The organism is Desmonostoc muscorum LEGE 12446, from assembly GCF_015207005.2.
GTDB classification, from domain to species: Bacteria; Cyanobacteriota; Cyanobacteriia; order Cyanobacteriales; family Nostocaceae; genus Nostoc; species Nostoc muscorum.
Genome location: NZ_JADEXS020000001.1, coordinates 5,680,681 through 5,703,387 on the forward strand (window position 1 = coordinate 5,680,681; position 22,707 = coordinate 5,703,387).

Below are 22,707 nucleotides of genomic sequence, written 5' to 3' on the forward strand. Positions count from 1 at the left end.
GGCGCATTCGCGCAGCGTCTCGTCAGAGAAGGACACAAAGAAAGAAAGAAAGAAGAAGCCAAGAAAATTTGGCGCAGCCTCACAAAGAAACGGTATTAGGCAAGGGGAGAGAGGCTTAAAAACCCTAATTTTTCGTTCCCAACTCAGGATACTAATTATTACTTCTTGACTAAAAAATATGCTGTAGCATAATCAGGTAATTGGCTGATATGCTGCCCAAATTCTTTTTGATTCTTAAAAATGCCTGCCAAAAAATCGAGTTGATAAAGGTTGGGTAAAAATGCTCCGCCTGTATCAGCCATAACCCCCATTTGCAGATGTTTGCGGCCACCCTTTGTCTGCTCAATCACAATCACTCTACCTAAACCAACATTCAGAACATCTCCAGCAAAAGTAACTCCTGGTTTGATGGAAATTTTGGCATCTATTTTGTATCCGTAACCTTTAATGGCGTCAACTTCTCTAAAGTACCAATAACGCTTTTGTGCTGTTGGTTTTAATCCACGAATATAAGACATGCCATTATTTCTGTCTACATTAAAAAATGCCTGATAACCATCTGTAAAATTAATCAGAACTGTTCCCTGCATCAGGGCTTCTTCTAAGCCAGTTCTGGTGAGATAAGCAAGGCTTTGAACTTTGCCAAATTCTCTACCACCTGGTTCGTAAATACCCGTTAAAACATCCTGTTTTGTATATCTAGTGTAGAATTTATGGTTATTAGAGTTGTCTTTTAGGCTATAAATTCCTGTATTGAAAGTAGAGGTTTTCTTGCGAGAGCCAGTGTGAGTAAAAACAGCGTACTTAGTAATTCTTAATTGTTTTTGTTGTTTATTTTTTGGGTTGTAGGCAGTCCATTTAATAACTCGAAAGTTGGCATTAATAAACTTAGGGTCTTGTAGCCGAGTGGCTCGACGGTTAGCAATATCTTCTTTTAAGACAACACTCATGAAGTCCAAAGTTTTGAGAACATCTTCGACGGTAACTCCTTGAGTAGCAAGCAGTCCTGTACGGAGAATATCTGGGTCTTGTGAAGCGTAGTCTTGAAAATATTTTCTAGTATTGACCAGAACAGTTAATAAATCTGTTTGGTTAAAGTTAACTTTATTTCCTGGCAGTTTGACTGAAGAAAAAACCTGGCTGCCTTTAACGCTAAATTTATATTTTTTAAACTCATCAACAACTGGATATGGTGTAGTTCCAGGAGAATTTTGCTTGTCTATTTTTTGCTCAACAATTAAAGGATTGTGAACGCTGGAGGTGAGTGTATGAGCAGCTTGATTTGAGATGAAAGAAATATGTGGTTGAAGTGGGGCAGAATTTTCTTGTTGGGTAAAGGTTTGTTTTTGTGGAGTTAGCTGTTTAGTTTTTGACTGAGTATATAGATAGTTACTAGCTAAACCCACAAGTAATAAAGCAGCACAACCTACTGTCAAGCGAAATTTTTGGCTCAATAGGATATTCATAAGTTTGAAAATCAATTTCTAATGCTAAATAATAAACGCTATGTTTCTATCACCTCACGCACTAATTGTGCCAACTTTTCAGCACTATCGGGAACTGCGATCGCCTTTGCTTTTTCCCCCATATTGGCTAACTCTTGGGGTGAGTGCAATAAATTCAACACATTACTTTGCAATTCTTGTGCTGTTAACTGTGATTGCTTGAGGGTTAACGCCGCACCAGCTTTGGTGAATACCTCTGCATTGTAGGATTGATGGTCTTCTGCGGCAAAGGGATAAGGAATCAAAATCGCTGGTACACCACACACTGCCAATTCTGTCAAGCTACCCGCGCCAGAACGACTGATGGCAATGGAAGCTCGTTGCAACAATGCCGCCATATTGTTGTAAAAAGGTAAAGCTATGTACTGTGGATGTTTGAGACTATCCGCTTCCGTGTCGCGATCGCCAGTTAAATGTACTACATAAGCACCAGCATCAAACCAAGCATTTGCTCCTTCGCGCACCAACTTATTAATCGCAACTGCACCTTGGCTACCACCAAAGACGACAATTAAAGGAACGCCATCGGGAATAGCTAAATCCAAGGGTGCATTCATGGCACCATCGAGGAATTGCGCTCTGACAGGAGTGCCAACGCAGACATTATGGGCACGGGGTAAATACTTAGCAGCTACTTCAAATCCCAAGGCTACCACACTACACCAAGGACCAAAAAACCGAGTTACTTTACCGGGTATTGCGTTAGATTCGTGGAAAATCACAGGTAAACCAAGGGAACGCGCCGCAATTACCGCAGGACCAGCAATATAACCCCCTGTGGTAAACACTCCTTGAAAATTTCCCTGTTTGAGAATTCGCCTGACTTGGAAAATCGAACCCACGAGTCTAGCTAAAGTGCGAATTGAAGAAATACCAAACCCTTGCTGAAACCCTTCAACTGCAATAGTATTCAAAGGATACTCTTTAGGGACAAGTTCAGTTTCTAGCCGATTGGGTACTCCCAGCCATTCTATTTGATAATCTGGCAGTTTTTCGGCCAGTGCGATCGCTGGAAACAAATGTCCACCAGTCCCACTGGCGGCTATTAATAATTTTATCGGTGCGTTTGCCATCAAAACTCTACCGTTTAGCGCCTAGCTTAACTAAGATAAAACAATTTCCTTACCTTCTCTAATCAAATCAGTAAACTCCTACCAATGACTAACATTTTAGTGAAACGTCAACTGAGATTCTCAACCAGCGTCGGGCTGATTTCATTTTTGCTGACCCTTGGTTTGACAAATGCTTGGCAACCCACTCAAGCCAGCACACCGCAGCAATTAGTCCAAGCCACTACAGCCCAAAATGCACCAGCCGAATTGAAAAACCTGTTGACACAAGTTGATGCCGCAGCCAGTAAAGGTGATGTCAAAGGGGTGTTACAATTTTACAGCCCCAATTTCACTCATGGGGATGGGTTAAATCGCCAAACCCTGGAAAAATCTTTAGTTTCACTCTGGCAAACATACCCCAAATTGCAATATAGTACCAAACTGCTGTCTGCAAAACCTGAAGGTAACGCCATCATCGCCGAAACAGAAACCCAGATCATCGGCTCACCTTCAGCTAACAGTAATAATTTGGCTCTTGATGCCACGATTAAATCGCGTCAGCGCGTCGTCGCTGGAAAGATTGTCCGCCAAGACATTTTGTCAGAACGCACGCAACTTACCTCTGGGAGCAACCCGCCAAAAATTGATGTTAAATTGCCACAGCAAGTGAAAGTCGGACAGAAGTATAATTTTGATGCGATCGTTCAAGAACCACTTGGTGAGGATTTTCTACTAGGAACAGCCCTAGAGGAACCCATCCGGCCAGAAAAATATCTCAACCCTACACCCGTGGATTTGCAATTACTCACCTCTGGTGGAGTGTTTAAAGAGGGACAAGCACCATCTATCCCTGGTAGCCAATGGGTTTCTGCTGTTATCCTGCGGGGTAATGGGATAACGATGGTAACTCAGCGGTTGCAAGTGGTGAAGAAGTAGTTAGGAGTGAGAATTTAAAAGTATTTTTGGTAACATCTGAGCCTCCCAAACCTAACCCTTGTTTCTCGTCCATTTGATTCCCGATTCGATTTTTCAAGCTAGTTTTGAAGGTTTGTAGTAAGTACTTTAGTGCTGAAAAAATCAAGGATTAAAGTCCTTACTACAAACACATATGAGTATCAAAATTAATCGGACAGAACACTAGTGGTCTATCGCATTAGTTCTGATGGCTGAACTCATTCTTAATTTTTCTTCCTTTGCGCTCTTTGCGTCCTTTGCGGTTCGTTTTCTTAACCCTCAAATTTAATGCGATGAACCACTAGTAAGGTTAGCAGGCAAGAGGTTTGGAGATAAGGTTTTTGATTACTGAATCGATGTTCTAGACGATAGTGAAATTAGCAGCAGTCAACGTTTTGGTATTAATCCCAGTCAGCGTTGCCAAAACTTCATCAGTATCAGTGACGATAATTTTGTTGCCAGTGAAACTGAGTTGACGGAAGCTGAGACCACCAGACAATCCAATCAAGTCAGTACCTTTGCAGAAGTCAGTAATCTTATCAGTACCTTGTGTTGCAGCCAAGACAAATTTATCTTTGCCATTGCCACCTGTGAGGATATCGTTACCAAAACCACCAGATAATCTGTCATCACCTTTGCCACCATCGAGGATGTCTTTGCCATTACCACCAACTAGGATGTCATTACCGTTACCACCCAAGAGAGTATCATTACCATTGCCCCCATTGAGGGAGTCTTTGCCATTGCCACCATCTAGGTAGTCATTACCAGGAGTGCCCTTTATATTGTCGTTGCCGTTGCCACCAAAAAGGCGATCGCCGACTTCCACGGTTACTTTAGCGGTACTAGTGAGTTGACCATCACTGACGGTGTAGTTAAAGGTAGCTGCACCAGTAAACCCCTTAATTGGGGTAAATAAGATGAAGTCATCTGCCGAATTATTGGGAGTGTGATTATTTTTGAGTACCGCAGTACCATTGATTGCACCACTGACACCAGCGATCGTGAGGCTGTTGCCATCGATGTCGCGATCGTTAGCCAGCAGGGTATTTACTTGAATAAAAAAGGCAGTATTTTTGGCAGTGGTAACAGTATCATTAACGGCAACGGGTGCGTTATTGACTTGTGCTTTTGTACCAAAAATCACATAGCTCTGCCCAGCCCCCAAGGAAGCACCAGGTGCGCCAACAATCAAGTCGTCGATGTTGTCGCCGTTGATATCCCCAGCAGCACTGACTGAAATAGCTGAGAAGTCAGTACCATTAATACCGTTGATGGCAAAGCCCTTGCTAGGGTTGAGATTGGAGAGGTCGAGGGTGGCACCAAAGCCGCTACTGCTGCCAAAGACCACGTAGGTCTGTCCTGCACCGGATGAAGCAAAAGGTGCGCCGATAATTAGGTCAGCGATGTTGTCACCGTTAACATCCCCAGCAGCGCTGACTGAGTAGCCTGAGACATCGTTTTCATTAATGCCTTTGATTGCAAAGCCGTTGCTGCCGTTAAGGCTAGATACATCTAAGCTGGCATTAAAGCCGCTAGTGCTGCCAAATACCACGTAGCTCTGTCCTGCACCCGAAGCAGCATTGTATGCACCGATAATTAGATCGTCAATGCGATCGTTGTTAATGTCTCCGGCATTGCTCACTGAAGCCCCGAAAAAGTCGCTGGCATTGCCGTTGATGGCAAAGCCGTTGCTGCCGTTAAGGCCAGATAAATCTAGGCTAGGATTAAAGCCGCTAGTACTGCCAAACACTACATAGCTCTTTCCTGTGCCCTGTGCGCCAATAATTAGGTCGGCGATGCCATCATGGTTAACATCCCCAGCACTGCTGACTGAGTTGCCTGAGGAGTCAGTGCCATTGCCGTTAATGGCAAAACCATTGCTGCCGTTGAGGTCTGAGAGGTTCAAGCTGACATTAAAGCCGCTAGTGCTGCCAAACACCACGTAGCTCTGCCCTGCACCAGAAGCCGCATTAGATGCGCCAATAATTAAGTCGTCGATCCCATCATGGTTGATGTCTCCGGCATTGCTGACTGAGTTACCTGAGGAGTCTGAGAGGCCATCTGAGTTCCGGCCATTGATGCCGTTAATGGCAAAGCCGTTGCTGCCGTTGAGGTTCGAGAGGTCGAAACTGGCATTAAAACCGGTAGTGCTGCCAAACAACACGTAACTTTGCCCTGCACCCAAAGCCGCACCAGGAGCGCCAATAATGAGGTCAGCGATGCCATCATGGTTAATGTCCCCAGCGCTGCTGACTGAGGCGGCAAAAAAGTCGCTGGCATTCCCGTTGATAGCAAAGCCGTTGCTGCCGTTGAGGTTCGAGAGGTCGAGGCTGGCATTGAAGCCGCTAGTGCTGCCAAACACTACGTAGCTCTTTCCTGTTCCTGGTGCGCCAATAATGAGGTCGTCGATGTGGTCGCCGTTAACGTCCCCGCCATTGCTGACTGAGTTTCCTAAGGAGTCAAAGCCATTGCCGTTGATGGCAAAGCCGTTGTTGCCGTCTAGAGACGAAAAGTTGGATAAGGGATTAGCCATGATTTTATTGTATGTTTGTTGTTAGCAATGGAGTATATGTAAAAGTTTTAAACAAATAACATTAGCCTTAGTTAAAAGCTAGGTTAAGCCAACTAATTTTAAATATTTTGTGTTTTTATGATGTGAGTGCTGTATGGTATAACTAATACTTAAATATAATTAATCAAAGAAAATTTTTAGGCGATCGCACTTTCAGATCCAAACAGTGATACACAGCATACTTCTATTATGTATTGGCAAATAACAACACAATCAAGCTATAGGAATCGTATTTGATTTCTGAAAAAATCTAAATATTTGTAGGGTGTTTTAGGCGTAAGCCGTAACGCAGCATCTCAAGCTTTTGGTGCCGTACCTCGGCGCTAAGGCACCTTATACCGTTTCACTTTAATTATGATACAAATACGTTGTTAGGGGCACGGCAATGTTCCCTACGCGAAATCTATATGTATCAGGGTTTTAGTGAAATGGTATTACGTAGTATTTCAAAAATCAAATACTAGTCCTATACCTGATAATTAAACTTGGTATGTAATGACTAACTTACCAGATATATCTCCGGCAGTAATTGGTAATAACTATGGTTTGAGAATTTGGATAGAGTACGGTTTTTAACAGTGTAAAAATCAGCTAATATGAACAGATTTTCGCTTGACTGACTACTATCAAATTGAGCGATGTTGGGAGATTGTCGAGAGTGCCTTTTTGATGGTGAGCTTACAATTCTGCGGACTAAATCAATCAAAAAATATTGAAGATGATTCTCCAGATAAAGACTTGTTGTTCAAGTTGTGCCAACATCCTTGGTAGAATCACATTTCTGGCTGGAACAATCGACTGAATAATTTACTCCCAACCAGTCAAGGGTGTTCTGGTTGGGATACTGGAACTTAAAATTTGGAGTTAGGCTTGAATTAGCTTTGGCTTACCTGACTCAACCGCCCATGAGGCCATGCATGTCTCAGTGTTGCTGCGACGCAATACTGTATCAACAGCCCACCATTGTGCTGTAACTCGTTCGGGAGTGACATCAATAATGTTGTAACCATGACTGTCGAAGTCACACCAGCGAATGTGAGGGAAAGCCTTCATCACCTCTTGCTCAATGGGAATAGACTGTGTGCGGGCTGCCCAACCCATTTTGTCGTCAAGGTTTTGTGAAGTTAAGCTACCAGTGACAAACTCGACGGCGATTGGTTCTTCTTTTTGGTCAAAGGCATCTCGCTTTAACTCAATCGCTAGCCCGACGTGGACATCACCACTGAGTACAACAACATTTTTGATTTCATTGTCTCGCAAGTGGTTTAGAAGCAAATCGCGCTCAACAGGATAGCCGTCCCATTGATCGTAATCTGGACCAATGCCGTCAACATCGATCAGCTTCAGCTTCAGCAGTGCTTGCTTAATTGTCGGTGGGAAATCTTTACTCCACGTCGTCGCCATCACCGATGGATTTGCCAATAACTTCCATTGAGCATCCGATGTATCAAACTGTTCCAGCAACCAAGTACGTTGTTCAACACCTAAAGCAGACCGTCCTGGATCAAACATCGCTGGTGGCGGCACAGGTTCATCACGACGAGTGCGAGTGTCAATCAATACTAAATCAGCTAAAGTCCCTAGCGAGACTTTACGGAAAACTCTTTGGGAGTCAGAGGGATCGGGCTTGCGTGCTGGTAACCATTCCCAGCGTACTTGGAAGGCTATAGCGCGACGGCTAGCCCAATCACCATCCCGTTCTTGTTGGTGTTCGCTAGCACCATCACGCCATGCACCATCAGCAAATTCGTGATCGTCGAGGGTAGCAATTAGTGGTAGTGCTGCATGAAGACGTTGCACGTCGGGGTCGCGGCGATAGTGAGCGTAGCGGCGGCGGTAATCTTCAAGTGTCTTGCACTCATGAAGCGGTTCAAATGGACGACCGATGTCTGCACCTGGTGTTTGGCTGGCTGGCGGTTTGTTTGAAGCTTCGTAGATGTAATCGCCTAGATGCAGTACAAAGTCAAGGTCATCGCGTGCGGCAATACAACTATAGGCGTTGAAGAAACCAGCGTTGAATTTCGCGCAGGACACTTGAGCAAAACGCAGATGCTGAGTACCGTTTTTCGGCAAGGTTTTGGTTCTGCCAACGGGTGATGTCTGAGTTAGTGCCTCAAATTGGTAAAAGTATCGGCTTGCAGGTTCTAAACCAGTGACATCAACATTAACTGTGTAGTCTGCATCGGCTTGGGCTAAGGCTGTGCCAGAAGCAATGATTTTGCTGAAGTTGGAATCGCTGGCTATTTTCCAGTTAACTTCTACAGGTTCAGGTGTGGGTGTAGTGACTCGCGTCCAAATCACAACCCGATCTTCGAGTGGATCTCCGCTTGCTACGCCATGCACAAAAAGGCTATCTGTCATCTTGTCCTTACATTATTAAATCAATAAACAAGTTGGATTTGAGAAATTCAAAATTTTAAATCTACTGTTAACAGGTATCTTGTCCGTTGATAGGACGCAAATAAAATCGTGAGGAGCCGATTTGGAGATCAACCTCAGCCAAAAGCTTAATAATTGGCGTGAGCCAAAATAGGCACAATACTATTCCAGTGACATACCTTGCCACTTGGTTAAAGTGTCCTATTTGGGAAACCTCAAAATTGAATTACTCAGAATCTATCAAGATAGTCTCATCCTTAACATGAATACGCAAGGACAGTTAAGACAGTTAAGAAAATACTTAACAAATGCTTAATAACTGTACATTTGCTTATTTTGAGAGGATTTAAAGGCTGTTTTGCAAGAATAGGCTAAATCTAAGTCCCGTTTTTTAAGCAGTTTGGTTGTTTAGTTGTTGTCTCAGGCAGCCAAGGAGCGACAACAAGACCAGGGGGCAGCATAAATGAGGTCTTTTTATTACAATACAGTTCAGTTAAGCTTTTTTCTCTTCCCCTGCCCTCCCCTGCCTCCCCTGCCTCCCCTGCCTGCCTTAACAAATAAATTTCCTTAACCCAAGCGTATTGCTTTTTATTACCATGCCGTATCTACCACTGACGTTAACCTACAAAATCCGGTCTGAGGAAATTATGGCTTTGCTAGATACAGGTGCAAGGGTGACTATGAGTTAGTAAAATTCGCATCAGTTCCAAATTATTGGACAATTGACACTGGACTGTTGACTTTTGACCAACAATGACTTCCCTAGAAAATCAAATTATTTTAATTACTGGTGCTAGCAGTGGTATTGGTACTGCTTGTGCGAGAATCTTTGCTGGTGCGGGTGCAAAACTGATCTTAGCAGCACGGCGGTTAGAACGTTTGCAGCAACTCGCAGATACTCTTGCTCAAGATTTTAATACTGAAGTCCATTTGTTAGAGCTAGATGTGCGCGATCGCTCTGCTGTGGAATCTGCCATCTCTACTCTACCTCCCTCCTGGTCTGACATCGATATTCTGATTAACAATGCTGGTTTGAGTCGTGGTTTAGACAAGTTACATGAAGGTAGTTTTGAAGACTGGGAAGAAATGATTGATACCAACATTAAGGGTTTACTTTATCTCTCCCGTTATGTCGTTCCAGGAATGGTAAGTCGGAGTCGCGGTCATGTGGTAAATTTAGGTTCAATTGCCGGACATCAAACTTATCCTGGTGGTAATGTCTACTGTGGTACGAAAGCTGCGGTGAGGGCAATTTCCGAAGGTTTAAAACAAGATTTGTTGGGTACTCCTGTACGCGTAACTTCCGTTGACCCTGGTATGGTAGAAACGGAATTTAGCCAGGTGCGGTTTCACGGGAATAGTCAACGTGCTAATCAAGTTTACCAGGGACTTACCCCCCTGACCGCAGATGATGTGGCTGATGTGATATTTTTCTGCGTCACGCGATCGCCCCATGTCAATATTAATGAAGTTGTGCTGATGCCTGTTGACCAAGCTAGCGCTACCTTAGTTAACCGACGCACAGAAAAATAATCCCTCCTCAAGTACGCCAAACCTAACTCCCTAGACCCTTCCCGCCTCTCCCAATCTTCTTTTTTTAGGAGAGGGTTAGGGAAAAATTTTGTTGCTAGAAGAGGGAAAATTCCAAGCTAAGAGCAGGGAACAGGAATGGAAACGAGAATTTAAATCCAAATCTTCTCTGGTACCCAGTCCCTAGTCCCCAGTACCCAGTCCCAATTCATCGGCTGAATTTGCCCTACTCAATGCCTGAGGTACTCAGTTACCCTGAAAATATATAAAAGAGCAATTTTCAAATGACCATTTACTTTTATAAGGTTTGGCAGCCTTATGGCTGTTTTTCTAACTTTTCTTGCCACGGAATTCACATCCAGGGTGCTTACTGGCCAACAGTTGAGCATTATTATCAAGCCCAAAAGTTTGTTGGCAGTAAGGATGCAGTAATTATACCTTTAATTCATGCCGCCCCCACCCCCGAAGAAGCTGCTGCTTTGGGAAGATGTAGTACTCGCCAACTACGTCGAGACTGGGATTTGGTTAAAACTCAAGTTATGCGAGAAGCTGTACTCAAAAAGTTTCTCACTCATACTGATATTAGAGAAGTTCTTTTGAAGACAGGTGATGAGTTATTGGTTGAAAACTCGCCAACCGATTATTTTTGGGGTTGTGGCGCTAATAAAACTGGACAAAACCATCTCGGTAAAATTCTCATAAGTGTTCGTGAAGAAATCCGTAAGTTACTATCTTTAACGGTAATTCACGAATAATTTAATTAAAAAAGTTACATCTGACATAAAATCAGCAATTCAACGGGGAATAGTCAAATTCCCCCAGTTAAAAACCTTTCAATGAGTCCCCTCTAATTAGTTGTTGAGTCGGCAAAAATATTAACTAACTGGCTTAATGGGTAAAAATGGTCAAAAAATATTGTTAATTTCAAGCACTTAATCAGCTACTAAGTTGAGTGATATTACTGAAATATTTTAATGATTGAGAATATAAAATTAATAGTTGTCAATGATTAAAATTTTCTTAAGTATAAACTTGAAAGGATATTTGTAAAGTCTTTGTGATCAGGTAAAGCGGTTTTAAATCTGCCTAAGTCAATTTTAAGGCAGAACAGGGATTCTGATACTTATAAAATCCGATACCATTTTCCCAAATATTTGCAAAATGTGTATGACTTTATCAACGTATTTGTAGCATGAATTTCGTGAAATGGGATGAAAAACAAGGAACTGTAATTTGAAAATTCTCATCAAAGATAATTATAAAAAAACTTTTTTATACTTCAGTCATGGTGTTTATAAGCAATGACATTTACCGATAAACCAAACTGGTTGCAGCAAAGCTTAGACCAAGAAAGTTTACTACACCGGATGACAAAACAGATCAGGCGATCGCTGGATCTCCAAGAGATATTAACGACCACAGTTGCCCAAGTACGATTATTTTTGGGTACAGATCGGGTCAAGGTGTATCGGTTTGATGCTGATGGTAGTGGTGAAGTTATTGCTGAATCTATTCATGAGCAGCGTCTATCATCTTTATTGGGGTTACGCTTTCCAGTTCATGATATTCCACAAGAAGCCAGAGAGATGTTTCTGGTAGCAGGCCAACGTTCCATTGTAGATGTGACTAATGGCAAAATTGGGCTATCACCTCTACAGTCAAAAGAAACTGGAAAACGCCTAGAAACTAATATTTACTATCGCCAAGTAGACCCTTGCCATATTGAATATTTAAAAGCAATGGGCGTGCAGTCTTCGTTAGTAGTGCCAATTTTAAATTATGACCTCAAAGAAGAATCGGCAAAACCCCAATTGTGGGGATTGTTGGTATCTCATCACGCCGAACACCGAAGGATTTTAAAGCGAGAACTGAGATTAGTGCAGCAAGTTGCCGACCAAGTAGCGATCGCCATCGCTCAAAGTCACCTATTCACTGAAGCGATCGCCCAGCAACAACGAGAAGCTACTATTAACCGAGTCACCACACTATTACATAAACTGCCAACAATTCAATTACAGGGGGCACTAGAAGAAGTGATTACTGCCTTCGATGGTATAGGTGGCAGGCTTTATATTGAACAGACCGAAGAATTATACACCTGGGGCGAGCAACCGAAACTACCGTTCGAGTTAGGAAATAGTATTATCGAACAGCATTCCATGTGGCAAAACTGGATGGCTGAGTCTAAACCGGGTAATATTTGGACAACTGCTGACCTTTATAAAGAACCGCGTTTGCGAGTTTTAGCTTTAGGGTTTCGTTCTACTCAAATTCGGGGATTGATGGTGATTCCCCTACACTACCGCGAAAAATTTATCGGTGTATTAAGCATTTTTCGCTCTGAATTTGACACAGAAATTTTGTGGGCGGGACGGTGTGAAGACAATCGGCGTCAATTACTACCGCACCTTTCTTTTGAGGTTTGGCGAGAGCAAAAAAAGGGGCACGCGCGTGAGTGGAACGCAGAAGACATTTCATTAGCCCGAGCTTTGTACGATCATTTTTCAATGGCAATTCAGCAGCAGCAAATGTACAAACAGGTACAAGCCCTCAATTCCAACCTAGAACTGCGGGTGCAAGAGCAAACTGGTGAACTAGAAAAATCATTACTATTCACTAAAGTACTCAAGCAAGTCACAGACCAAATCCGCAGTACACTAGACTTGGAGACAACCCTCCAAGCTATCGTTCGGGAAGTTCGATCGCTGCTCAATTCAGACCGGGTGTTGATTTTCCAAATCAAAAGTAAATCGGTGATTGTGGAAGAAATTAATGGCAGTTGGCAGTCTGTTTTAGGAGTGAAAGCACCGCCAGATTGTTTTCCGGATGAGTTTATTAATCTATACTTTCAGGGTAGGGTACGGGCTGTTAACAATGTATCAGCTTTTTCTTTGAGTGCTTGTCATCGAGATTTTTTGCAAAGTCTGCAAGTGCAAGCCAACTTAATTGTTCCGATTAACATAGGTATGCAAGTATGGGGATTACTGATTGCCCATCAATGCGACGCTCCCAGAAATTGGCAGGATGCAGAAATTGATTTATTGCAACAACTAGGAGATCAGGCTGCGATCGCCATTCAACAAGCACAACTCTACGAACAAACTTCTAGTGCCGAAACTGAAGCCAGAAATCAAGCTGCACAGTTAGAACATACTCTGCATCAACTCCAAGAAACACAGACAAAATTGATTCACACTGAGAAAATGTCTGCCTTAGGACAGTTGGTGGCGGGTATCGCCCACGAAATCAATAACCCCGTTAACTTTATTTACGGTAATCTCTGCCACGCCAGTGAATATACTGAACAACTGCTGGAAATTTTACGCCTCTACCAATTACATTATCCCCGCCCCCATAGTGAAATTCGCGCTGCCATCGAAGCGATCGATTTTGATTTTTTGGTAGAAGACCTCCCGAAAATCATGGACTCAATGCAAGTAGGAAGCGATCGCATCCGTTCAATAGTGCTGTCGTTACGCAATTTTTCTCGCTTAGATGAGTCTGAAAACAAGCGCGTTGACCTCCATGAAGGCATTGACAACACTTTATTAATTTTGCAACACCGCCTGAAAGCAAATCCTGAATTTCGAGGCATTGAAGTCATCAAAGATTATGGCAACATACCAGGAGTGGAATGCTATGCCGGCCAAATGAATCAAGTATTCATGAATATTATCAGCAATGCTATAGATGCTTTGGTAATGAGCAATGGGGAGTGGGGAGTAGGAAGATGGGGAAATGAGGAGAATAAGCAATGCCCAACACCCACTATCCACATTTCCACTAAAGTTTCAGCAGACAACTCTCGTGTGTTGATTCGTATTAGTGACAATGGACCTGGAATGACTCAAGAGGTGAAAAAGCGAATTTTTGACCCGTTTTATACTACCAAGCCTGTGGGTAAAGGCACAGGACTAGGATTGGCAATCAGCTATCAAATTATTGTAGAAAAACATGCTGGAATCATGGAGTGCATTTCAGAACCAGGCCAAGGTACAGAGTTCTGGATTGAAATTCCCGTCAAGTCTCCAACGACGATTAATAGTCAACCGTAACTAGGGAAGCAGAGGGGAGAATTCCTAACTCCTAATTCCTAACTGCCAATACCCAGTACACAATTTTTCACATTATTACAAAATGTTAGTTTCAAAACTTAAAAATTGGCTTAGCAATTACTCAATTCTTCCAAAATCTTGATGATAAAATTTTTAACAATAGGCTAAACAAAAAATTCAAAGCTATTTAAAGCCTGTGCTATATTGATTTGGGTAAAAAATACTTCAAAAGTAAAGTTTAGTTGCAAAAAAGTTTACTTTTATCCAGTAGTGCTAATTTAGTAATTGAAGCTACTAAAAAAGCTTCCCTGGCAGATACAACAGCTGCATGATGGAATGTAGTAAGAGGTAAAAAACGCTGTTTAATTTAAGTCTGTCTCGTCAAAACACGGCAACACCCAACGCGAAAACTTATATTTCCTCAAATGTGGAAAATTAGGGGGCGCTGTCACTGATTTTCATTACTTGTTTACAGAAGCGATGAAAGTTAGTACATCCCTGGCTAGAATAAACAAGGAGAGGGAATGTTAAAGTCAGTAGATGGTTGGGTGTTGTTGTGTTTAAAAAGAAATTAGAATGAGGACTCCTCTGGGTGTAAGCTTGATACGAAGTTAAATAGCAAGAAACAGTTGAAATAGCGCCTTATGTCAATTATTGCGCTCAGAGCATGGTATATACAGGATTATGAGCCGATTCCAGAATTGGAAAAACGCCCACCAGATATTCGCCTAAGTAAAAAAAGTCTGCTGAGATCGGCATTGCGAGCGGACTTTTTAGAAGAAAGTGACGAAATTAAGAAATCAACTTGGTTTGGGCGCTATCTGGAAGGGGAAGATATTGAATTTTATGTTGAGGGTAGTGGTGGCTATTGCGTAGCTAACATTGACTTGATTAGTCACGAAATTTATTTTACTAAAAAGGCGCTGTTAGCTCAGTTAGAACCAACTATTTTTTTTTCCTACCAAAGTGAGTATGCCCCAGCGAGTGATGTTCTCAGAGAAGAACTGCGAAAAACTTTGGATACTTTAAACTTGCGATCGCGCCTTCCTTTAACATTAGTAGAATCCTCGCGCCCCAGCGGTGCTACTTTCCGAATTAATCGCACTATGATGCGAAAAATCCGTAAGAGTTTGTTATTTATCGCTGATACTACGCCCATTGCTAGTATTGATGTTAAAGAAACTCCCCAACTAATTCCCAGTCCGAATGTCTGTATTGAAATTGGCTATGCCATCCAAAGTAAACGGTCTGAACAGATTCTACTAGCGCAAATGCAACGCCCAGATTTTGAAGGGCAATTTCCCTTCGATTTGCCCACACAGCAAATTTTACAATTTCAAGACATCAAAGAACTGAATAAAATTCTGACACGAACAATTGAAAATCAACTAGCACGATTCAAGTTGTTTTTTTGAACAAGATAATCAGCTTCATTGTTCACAGCCAAATTTGACAGTGCAGGTACAAAAATGAATAAAAAATAAAAACTGAAAATCAGATCCCCGACTTCTTAAAGAAGTCGGGGGTCTAAAGTTTGCGATCTGAGTGAGTAGTTACTCTCTAAAAATTTATACAGTTCTAGCCCATCTTTCAGATCCCCGGTTGTTAGAGCTAAAATAATTGTCAATTACAGTTCTAATCAAGCTAGCTTCGACTATTCAGATTTACTGTTTATGTAGATGCTGGCTTTTTCTTGAGAACTCTACTCAGAAAACCAACTACCAAAAGTCCAGAAATTACACCAGGTTCAGGAATCGCAGTTGCTGTCAACTTACCCCCAAAATCCAACCTACAGTCTGGGTATGTGTCGCATACTTCCGGTGAAAGATCATCTTTTAAGAAAATCTTAGCCGTCGGCAATCCTTGTTCGGCATTTAGGTAGGTATAGAAATCTAACCCTGTCACATCTGTTGCAAAGTCAATTCCCAAATCAAAACCATTCGGCGTGTCAAAGTTGCCTGTTTGTAGAACAGTCTTTGTAACTGTATCAAAATTGAAATTGAAACTATTATCCGCCTGGGGAAAATCGTATTGGAAATTTTGCAATAAAGTTCCTTGTGGGTCAAAGAAAGAAATGGCAAAATCAGTCAGTTGTTCTTTGGTGACGATGCTTCCCGGAAAACTATCGTCATAGCTGAATTGTCCCTTGGCTGAATAACCTTTATCTCCGAGCCAATTAAGCTCAAAAGAAGCAGCATCAGCACTATTGACATTTATGAAAGTAGCCATAGAACTGAAAGCGGCAACAGCTACTGTAGCTTTGATTTGGTTACGAATGCTTTTCATTTTCTTGATAACAACAATAGATTTTGATGTTGTTGTAGCTCTTGTTCGACCTGAATAAGGTCTAAAACACTTTTGGGCAGATTGTATTATTAGATGAAATCTAATCCATATAGTTTATAGTTTTTTCTTTAGCAAAAAAACCAAAAATATGATAGTTTTTCTGAAAAAGATTATAGTGTTTAATTTAAATTAATCTTTAACTTCTCTTAACTAAATACTGTTTTTTCTGCAAAATCATCATTTTTATAAATTAATAATGGGAGTAGTACAAGCAATAATCCCAAATTAAATTAAGCATTACCTAAACTTAATCCAAATCGAATAATTTCTTGTCAGCATTTTAAGTAACCAAAAAATCCTCATGAAGTTATCTCGACGTAGATTCTTTACATTAGCGGGCACGAGTGCTGCTGGTACTTTGCTAGCCTCTCCTTTAGAAGGTCTTCTTGCTAGACAAGCCAATGGTCACCCTGTATTTGGTAAAGGTTACGGGCCACTTGTACCAGATCCCAATGGTTTGTTAGATTTACCAGCGGGATTTCAGTATCGAACTTTTTCTCTCACAGACGAGCTGATGAACGATGGTACTAAAGTGCCTGGTGGTCATGATGGTATGGCGGCTTTCCCTGGTCCGAAAGGCACAGTTATTTTGGTTCGTAATCACGAACTTAGTCCTACTTCTGGGACAAAAGTCGAAGGGCCACATCCTTACGACCCATTTTGCAAAGGTGGTACGACGAACTTAGTTGTTGGAGCTAATCGCCAGCTAATCAAACACTTTGCTTCTTTAAGTGGAACCTATCGTAACTGTGCAGGTGGAATAACTCCTTGGGGTTCATGGATTAGTTGTGAAGAGAACACCTCTACTCCAACTTCCTTCCCGGTAGGTAATAGAAACTATGTCTCGAAATTCCACGGCTATAACTTTGAAGTTCCAGCTAGCACCACTACTCCTGTGAAGCCGGAACCTCTCATAGCTATGGGACGATTTAACCATGAAGCTGTTGCGGTAGACCCCAAGACAGGAATTGTCTATGAAACTGAAGATTCGGGAAATAGTCTTTTCTACCGTTTTATCCCGAAAGTACGGGGCAAGTTAAAAGAAGGAGGTACTCTTCAGGCTTTAAAATTCAAAGACATCTATCAAGCACAAACATTTGCAGATTTCCCCAAACGCAAGCCGTTTAAAGTAGAGTGGGTGACTATTACAGAGCCAAATCCGCCTCAAGATACTGTAAGACAAGAAGGTTTTGCAAAAGGAGCAGCCCAGTTTGCCCGTGGGGAAGGTATCTGGTACGGTAACGGTGAATTTTACTTTTGCTGCACGAGTGGTGGTGCTTTAGGGCTTGGTCAAGTCTGGCGCTACATTCCAGAGAAAGAAACAATTGAATTGTTTGTTGAGTCTACATCTGCTGCCGAACTAGAAAATCCAGATAACATAGTTATCTCACCCTATGGCGATCTCATCCTTTGTGAAGATGGAGATGATGAGCAGTTCTTAGTAGGTGTTACTCCCAAAGGTGAACTCTATCAATTCGCCCGTAATGCTTTAAATACAAACGAGTTCGCCGGTGCTTGCTTCTCACCTGATGGTAAAACTTTGTTCGTCAACATCCAAACTCCCGGTATTACTTTTGCAATCTGGGGTCCTTGGAAGAGGTCATAGAGGTTAATACAGGAGAATTCAGGAGTCAGAATTCAGAATTCAGAATTACAATAGGCTCTGTGCGTAGCTACCAGATTTAGATAGTTTACTTCACGCTTCTTGAAATCTGCTGTATTAGCGATCGCTACTACATGACTCAATTGTCGTTGATACTGTGCCAAGGGCTGTTGAGGATATTGCTCTTGATGTCAGTAAAATCATTGCCTAACAAGGCTTACGAGCTTTTTTAGTACAAGCGCACCAATAAAGAGGGTAGCACAGCTGTGCTACCCTGCAACAATTAATTTTCAAGTATGTGTATTTTATTCAATTCAAAACCGCTTTCTGGTGAATCTTGATTCGTTACATTAATGTTAGGGGTTAACAGTTATATTAAATTATCTTAAGACTTACAGTTATTGACCAAGCTGTAGGGGCACACCATTGCTGTGCCCTGACAACAGATGTATGTAAGTGTGTAAGTCTAGTCCGTTCTAGACATCGCCTCTAGCTGAAAATAGTTAGAGGCGATGGCCAAAATTAAAACTACACAGTTATTTGCAGATGGAACAAGTAATTGAAACTCTCAAACAAGATTTACCGACGCTTTTTGAAAAAGATATTTCCTATGATATTTATACACAGGATATCTATTTTAAAGACCCCGTGAATACATTTAAATACAAATTTAATTATCGCATTATATTTTGGACTTTGCGATTTCACGCCCGACTATTTTTTAGCCAAATTTACTTTGATGTACATGATGTAAAACAGTCTGCTGAAGATACAATTTTAGTAAATTGGACAGTGCGGGGAGTGTTGCGTGTTCCCTGGAGGGCACCTTTGCTTTTTAATGGCTATTCAACTTATAAACTCAACAAAGATAATTTGATATACGAACATATTGACACTTGGGACAGAAAGCCAACAGAGATTTTAAACCAGTTTTGGCAAAGGGGAGAAACAGCTAGTTAGCTGCTAGGTATTGCCCTTTTGGAGATGCTGATTTAAGAAACAAGTTTTTGCTTGAGGCTATCTTCTGGAGGGCCAAGCTTTGTCATATCATAGTTATTTAATGGATAGATGCGAGAGGGGCGATCGACAAATAAACCAGAAGTTTGACGAGGTGGTAAAAAACTCAGCACCATAGCACGCATCCGCATCACAAATTCGACCAAATATTTGGATTATTTCCGTGATGAAAATTAAATTTACTTTTTAATTGTTAGTATGTTCACAAAAGTCATTTAGTTCGCCAGCAGCATCAACGTTGGTACTCTGCTTGGGTTTGTACATCTTTTTTTACCTCCCTATAGTCCCCAAATGAATCGCATTGAAGACGAATGGTTGCATCTCAAGCGCGATCAGCAAGACGGCCGAGTTTTTGAAGATGAATATGAATTAGCGATCGCTCTTATTGAGGATATAAATCATAGAGCCAAGCAAGGTCAGTATCAAGTTGAGCGTTTTATGTTTAATTAGGTTGACTTACTTATCTATCGTTTGCTGATGATGGCGATCGTTTCTTTTGGAGATAAGCCGACACAAGCTGCCAATTCTTCCAATGCCAATTGTTGACGTGTGTTCGTATCTAACATAGACGTTGCAGCTGCAACATAATCAGGATTAGCAAGATGATTAATATTTTCAGGAGAAGTGGCTTGAGAATCAAGGCTGACAATTCGGGAATATTCAGTAAATTTTTTTATTTTATAAGTAGCAATTATGGCATTATGACGGGCTTGGACATAGGCAACATAGTATTGCACAATAGCTAATCTTTTTTGCTGTCTAGCTTCCTGCCAACGAGCTCGCAAAACAGGAAGTTGCCCAAAAGTACTGATAAATTTAATCGGGTCAACTGTGACAGTCAAGGAAAAGCTGTTTGAGTACTCAGAAGAAGAATCCGGTAATGTTGAAATCGTAGTTAGAGCTGGAGATAATTCAATAGTTACAATATCTCTAAAAGCATTCAATCCCATTGCAGCTTTTGTTTCCAGCACTTGGGCTGAGTTGCGCTCAGCAATACCTACTAATTGCTCAATGATTTTGAGATCCTGCTGTGTAATCTCAGTCTGAAGGACATCAGGTTGATTACTGGAAATGGATTTATCTTCGGATGCAATTACAGGAAATGCAGTACTGACAAATGTAACGGCAAGGAAAATCTTGAAGCTTTGTGCAAAAGCTTTTGAGAGCCATTGTGCGATCATCTGATTGACTTATTCTGAAGCACTACACTTATGTTTTAATTTGCTTCCTTTTATGAGAATACAGCTAAATGACAAAGATTCTTAAAAACCTTTGTCATTTGTGATTGGGCGTTGGTTATTAATTATTCTCCTCTGCCCCTCATCCCCCCATGCCCCACTCCTACTTAGATAAACGCGTCATTTCAAACAATTGCTGAGCATTACTTCCTAAAAAAGCATCAAAAAGTACCTGCTTTCCAGGTTCCACTTCTACTGGATAGCGCTGGGCAATTTCATAGTAGGCGTAAGTCCAAGGAATCTGAATTTCTGCACCACTGTTATCATCTAACACCGTTACCATTTCCGTTATTGCTTGAGTTGCCGTTTGCCGCAAACCACTGGCAACATTTCCCTCTATCTCTGCTTTCATTGGTACACCCAACTTAGCCAAACTACTGGCAGTAGTGTCTATATCTGGATATTCTGGGGTGTTCTGGCCGTTAACATAGCCTGTGAAATGGTTGACAGCATAACCGTGCAGCAATACCCAAGCCCCATACTGAGTAACCTGATTCACCTCTTCGACAATAGAACGCCGGGGAGGTAGCCAAGGGCGGGTAAATATTTTTTGGAGTTGTTTGGCAATGGTTTCAATGTTTTCTTCTTTTTCGAGAAGAGAATTAACAGGTGAGGTGAGTTTATATTGAATTGAAGATACTGTTTGAGAGATTATTTGAGCAATATTGCTAGGTAATTCATCAACAATCAACTCGCTGATAAAGAGTTTGGGTAAGTTCAATTCTTCTTCCTGAGGATGATGATAATGACGGGCATACAGATGAGTTTGAGCAAAAGTATACTCTCCAGCCGCTAAGTAACCTAAAGCTTCTGCAATTTGTCCAAGGTAGTCAATGCCCAGGTTAAGCCTACCCTGTGGGCTATCTACAAATAGACGCAATGACCGAAAGGCGATGTGGTCGTTGGCGACATTCCCACCCGCAGCAGTAATCATTTGCTGGTAGGTACGGGCATGATTTACTCTGGTGCTGTATGCTTGCCAGAGTAATTTCCATAGATGCAGGGTTATTTCGGGTTTCATAAGTTGATGGGATGATTTTTATCACGCAGAGGCGCAAAGGCGCGGAGAGTTTTTGCGTGGGATTACAAGATGTCTGAGAGAATTTGGAGGGCGGTTTGAATTTGGTCGCTGTCGATAACTAGAGGTGGACAAAAACGAATTGCGGCTTTACCACAACCTAGCAATAATAAACCTCGCAAAAAAGATTCTTGGATAATGCGATCGCGCAGTTTATTATCGAGATTACCTGCTTCATCTAATAAGTCCACCGCAACCATTAAACCTTTACCTCGTGGCGGCGATACTCTGGGAAATTTATGATGTAATTCGGTAAGTCCAGTTTGTAATAATTCTCCCATCTCGGTAGCGTTGGTCATTAAACCACTTTCTAGCAGTTTCAGGGTGGCAATACCAGCTGCACAAGCTACGGGATTACCGCCGAATGTGGTAGCGTGAGAACCAGGAGGCCAAGTCATTAACTCTGGTCTAGCAAGTATCGCTCCCAAAGGCAGACCGCTGGCGATACCTTTGGCGGTAGTAATAATATCAGGCATTACTCCCCAATGCTCGATGGCAAATAAACGACCAGTCCGCCCCATCCCGGCTTGCACTTCATCCACTACCATCAAGATACCGTGGCGATCGCAAATTTCCCGAATCCGTTTTAAAAAACCATCCTCTGGTACGATATATCCACCTTCTCCTTGAATCGCTTCGACTACAATTGCCGCTACTTCTTGCGGTGGTAAAACTGTTGTAAATAGCTGTTTTTCTAAGTAATCTAAGCTTGCGTGAGTGCCGTAGGGGATATGAGTTACCCCAGGAACTAAAGGCCCAAAATTGGCTCGCTGCACTGCTTTGGAACCAGTGAGGGACATTGCGCCATAGGTGCGTCCGTGGAATGCGCCTAAGAATGCGATGATTAGCGATCGCTTGGTATAATATCGAGCTAGTTTAATCGCTCCTTCGTTGGATTCTGCCCCGGAATTAGTGAAAAAGACCTTGGCGGGAAATGCAGCGTTATTTTGTGGCTGGGGAAACGGGGCGCGAACAGCCAATTTTTCTGCTAATTCCACCATCGGTTCATAATAAAAATCTGTCCCCGACATGTGCAGCAAACGCGCCGACTGTTCTTGAATTGCCTTGACGACTTCCGGGTGGGCGTGTCCGGTGGCGGTAACGGCGATACCTCCGGTCATATCTAGAAACACATTGCCGTCTACATCTTCCACCATACAACCCTCGCCGCGAGATATAACCAAGGGATAATCGCGGGTGTAAGAAGGAGAAGTTACAGCGCGATCGCGTTGTATAATTGCTTGAGCGCGAGTTCCAGGCAAAGAAGTTATGAGGCGCGGTGTACGAGGTAAATTTAAGTTAACAGGAATACTTAACATAGTTTTTTAGAATTACTGCTGATTCAACTGCGAAATCCAATTATTTACGTAATTTG

17 protein-coding genes and 1 pseudogene are annotated in these 22,707 nt (G+C 42.0%); 9 read left to right on the plus strand and 9 right to left on the minus strand.

All coding sequences use genetic code 11. The annotated features are described in order from the left end of the window. Positions 1–158: 158 nt before the first annotated feature. Entirely contained in the window at positions 159–1,466 is a 1,308-nt protein-coding gene (locus tag IQ276_RS24135; RefSeq protein WP_193918950.1) for a hypothetical protein, read from the minus strand. A 38-nt stretch (positions 1,467–1,504) separates the two neighbouring features. Then, a complete protein-coding gene (murG, locus tag IQ276_RS24140; RefSeq protein WP_193918948.1) occupies positions 1,505–2,578 on the minus strand; it encodes an undecaprenyldiphospho-muramoylpentapeptide beta-N-acetylglucosaminyltransferase in 1,074 nt (357 codons plus the stop codon). Between the two features lie 84 nt (positions 2,579–2,662). Between murG and IQ276_RS24145 the strand changes: the two genes are divergently transcribed. Then, positions 2,663–3,493 (plus strand): DUF8623 domain-containing protein, encoded by an 831-nt coding sequence (locus tag IQ276_RS24145; RefSeq protein ID WP_190878481.1) that lies wholly within the window; start codon positions 2,663–2,665, stop codon positions 3,491–3,493. A gap of 379 nt (positions 3,494–3,872) precedes the next feature. Here the strand turns inward: IQ276_RS24145 and IQ276_RS24155 are convergent, their stop codons facing one another. Further along, positions 3,873–6,047, minus strand: coding sequence for a beta strand repeat-containing protein (locus IQ276_RS24155; RefSeq protein WP_193918946.1), 2,175 nt, complete (start codon positions 6,045–6,047; stop codon positions 3,873–3,875). Positions 6,048–6,569: 522 nt separating this feature from the next. Between IQ276_RS24155 and IQ276_RS41005 the strand changes: the two are divergent. Further along, positions 6,570–6,767: pseudogene (locus IQ276_RS41005) on the plus strand (IS701 family transposase); the annotation flags it as partial. 183 nt (positions 6,768–6,950) lie between these two features. Here IQ276_RS41005 and IQ276_RS24165 read toward each other — a convergent pair. Further along, entirely contained in the window at positions 6,951–8,447 is a 1,497-nt protein-coding gene (locus IQ276_RS24165) for an alkaline phosphatase D family protein (RefSeq protein WP_235115925.1), read from the minus strand. A 771-nt stretch (positions 8,448–9,218) separates the two neighbouring features. Here IQ276_RS24165 and IQ276_RS24170 point away from each other — a divergent pair. The 4 genes from IQ276_RS24170 (at position 9,219) to IQ276_RS24185 (ending at position 15,465) form a co-directional block, all read left to right on the plus strand. Beyond that, complete coding sequence (locus IQ276_RS24170; protein ID WP_190878473.1) at positions 9,219–9,998, plus strand: SDR family oxidoreductase; 780 nt, start codon at positions 9,219–9,221, stop codon at positions 9,996–9,998. Positions 9,999–10,279: 281 nt separating this feature from the next. Next, positions 10,280–10,750, plus strand: a complete 471-nt coding sequence (ybiA, locus tag IQ276_RS24175; RefSeq protein WP_190878471.1) for a riboflavin biosynthesis intermediates N-glycosidase — start codon at positions 10,280–10,282, stop codon at positions 10,748–10,750. Between the two features lie 546 nt (positions 10,751–11,296). Continuing rightward, entirely contained in the window at positions 11,297–14,050 is a 2,754-nt protein-coding gene (locus IQ276_RS24180) for a GAF domain-containing sensor histidine kinase (protein WP_193914018.1), read from the plus strand. Positions 14,051–14,694: 644 nt separating this feature from the next. Beyond that, complete coding sequence (locus IQ276_RS24185) at positions 14,695–15,465, plus strand: hypothetical protein (RefSeq protein ID WP_193914016.1); 771 nt, start codon at positions 14,695–14,697, stop codon at positions 15,463–15,465. Positions 15,466–15,721: 256 nt separating this feature from the next. Here IQ276_RS24185 and IQ276_RS24190 read toward each other — a convergent pair whose 3' ends face one another. After that, positions 15,722–16,336, minus strand: coding sequence for a PEP-CTERM sorting domain-containing protein (locus IQ276_RS24190; RefSeq protein WP_193914014.1), 615 nt, complete (start codon positions 16,334–16,336; stop codon positions 15,722–15,724). A gap of 361 nt (positions 16,337–16,697) precedes the next feature. Between IQ276_RS24190 and IQ276_RS24195 the strand changes: the two genes are divergently transcribed. Both IQ276_RS24195 and IQ276_RS24200 read left to right on the plus strand, forming a co-directional pair. Further along, positions 16,698–18,002 (plus strand): alkaline phosphatase PhoX, encoded by a 1,305-nt coding sequence (locus IQ276_RS24195; RefSeq protein WP_193914012.1) that lies wholly within the window; start codon positions 16,698–16,700, stop codon positions 18,000–18,002. A 543-nt stretch (positions 18,003–18,545) separates the two neighbouring features. Next, the gene (locus tag IQ276_RS24200) at positions 18,546–18,959 is read left to right on the plus strand and encodes a C6orf136 family protein (protein ID WP_190878460.1); all 414 of its coding nucleotides are present in this window, start codon (positions 18,546–18,548) and stop codon (positions 18,957–18,959) included. Positions 18,960–18,991: 32 nt separating this feature from the next. Here IQ276_RS24200 and IQ276_RS24205 read toward each other — a convergent pair whose 3' ends face one another. Next, positions 18,992–19,147, minus strand: a complete 156-nt coding sequence (locus tag IQ276_RS24205) for a hypothetical protein (protein WP_235115926.1) — start codon at positions 19,145–19,147, stop codon at positions 18,992–18,994. Positions 19,148–19,262: 115 nt separating this feature from the next. Between IQ276_RS24205 and IQ276_RS24210 the strand changes: the two genes are divergently transcribed. Beyond that, the gene (locus IQ276_RS24210) at positions 19,263–19,466 is read left to right on the plus strand and encodes a transposase (protein WP_228042823.1); all 204 of its coding nucleotides are present in this window, start codon (positions 19,263–19,265) and stop codon (positions 19,464–19,466) included. A gap of 14 nt (positions 19,467–19,480) precedes the next feature. Here the strand turns inward: IQ276_RS24210 and IQ276_RS24215 are convergent, their stop codons facing one another. The 3 genes from IQ276_RS24215 to IQ276_RS24225 form a co-directional block, all read right to left on the minus strand. Beyond that, the gene (locus IQ276_RS24215; protein WP_193914009.1) at positions 19,481–20,197 is read right to left on the minus strand and encodes a hypothetical protein; all 717 of its coding nucleotides are present in this window, start codon (positions 20,195–20,197) and stop codon (positions 19,481–19,483) included. Positions 20,198–20,357: 160 nt separating this feature from the next. Further along, the gene (locus IQ276_RS24220; protein ID WP_193914008.1) at positions 20,358–21,275 is read right to left on the minus strand and encodes a VOC family protein; all 918 of its coding nucleotides are present in this window, start codon (positions 21,273–21,275) and stop codon (positions 20,358–20,360) included. 62 nt (positions 21,276–21,337) lie between these two features. Continuing rightward, on the minus strand, positions 21,338–22,651 hold the full coding sequence (locus tag IQ276_RS24225) for an acetyl ornithine aminotransferase family protein (RefSeq protein ID WP_193914007.1): 1,314 nt from the start codon (positions 22,649–22,651) through the stop codon (positions 21,338–21,340). Between the last annotated feature and the right edge of the window lie 56 nt (positions 22,652–22,707).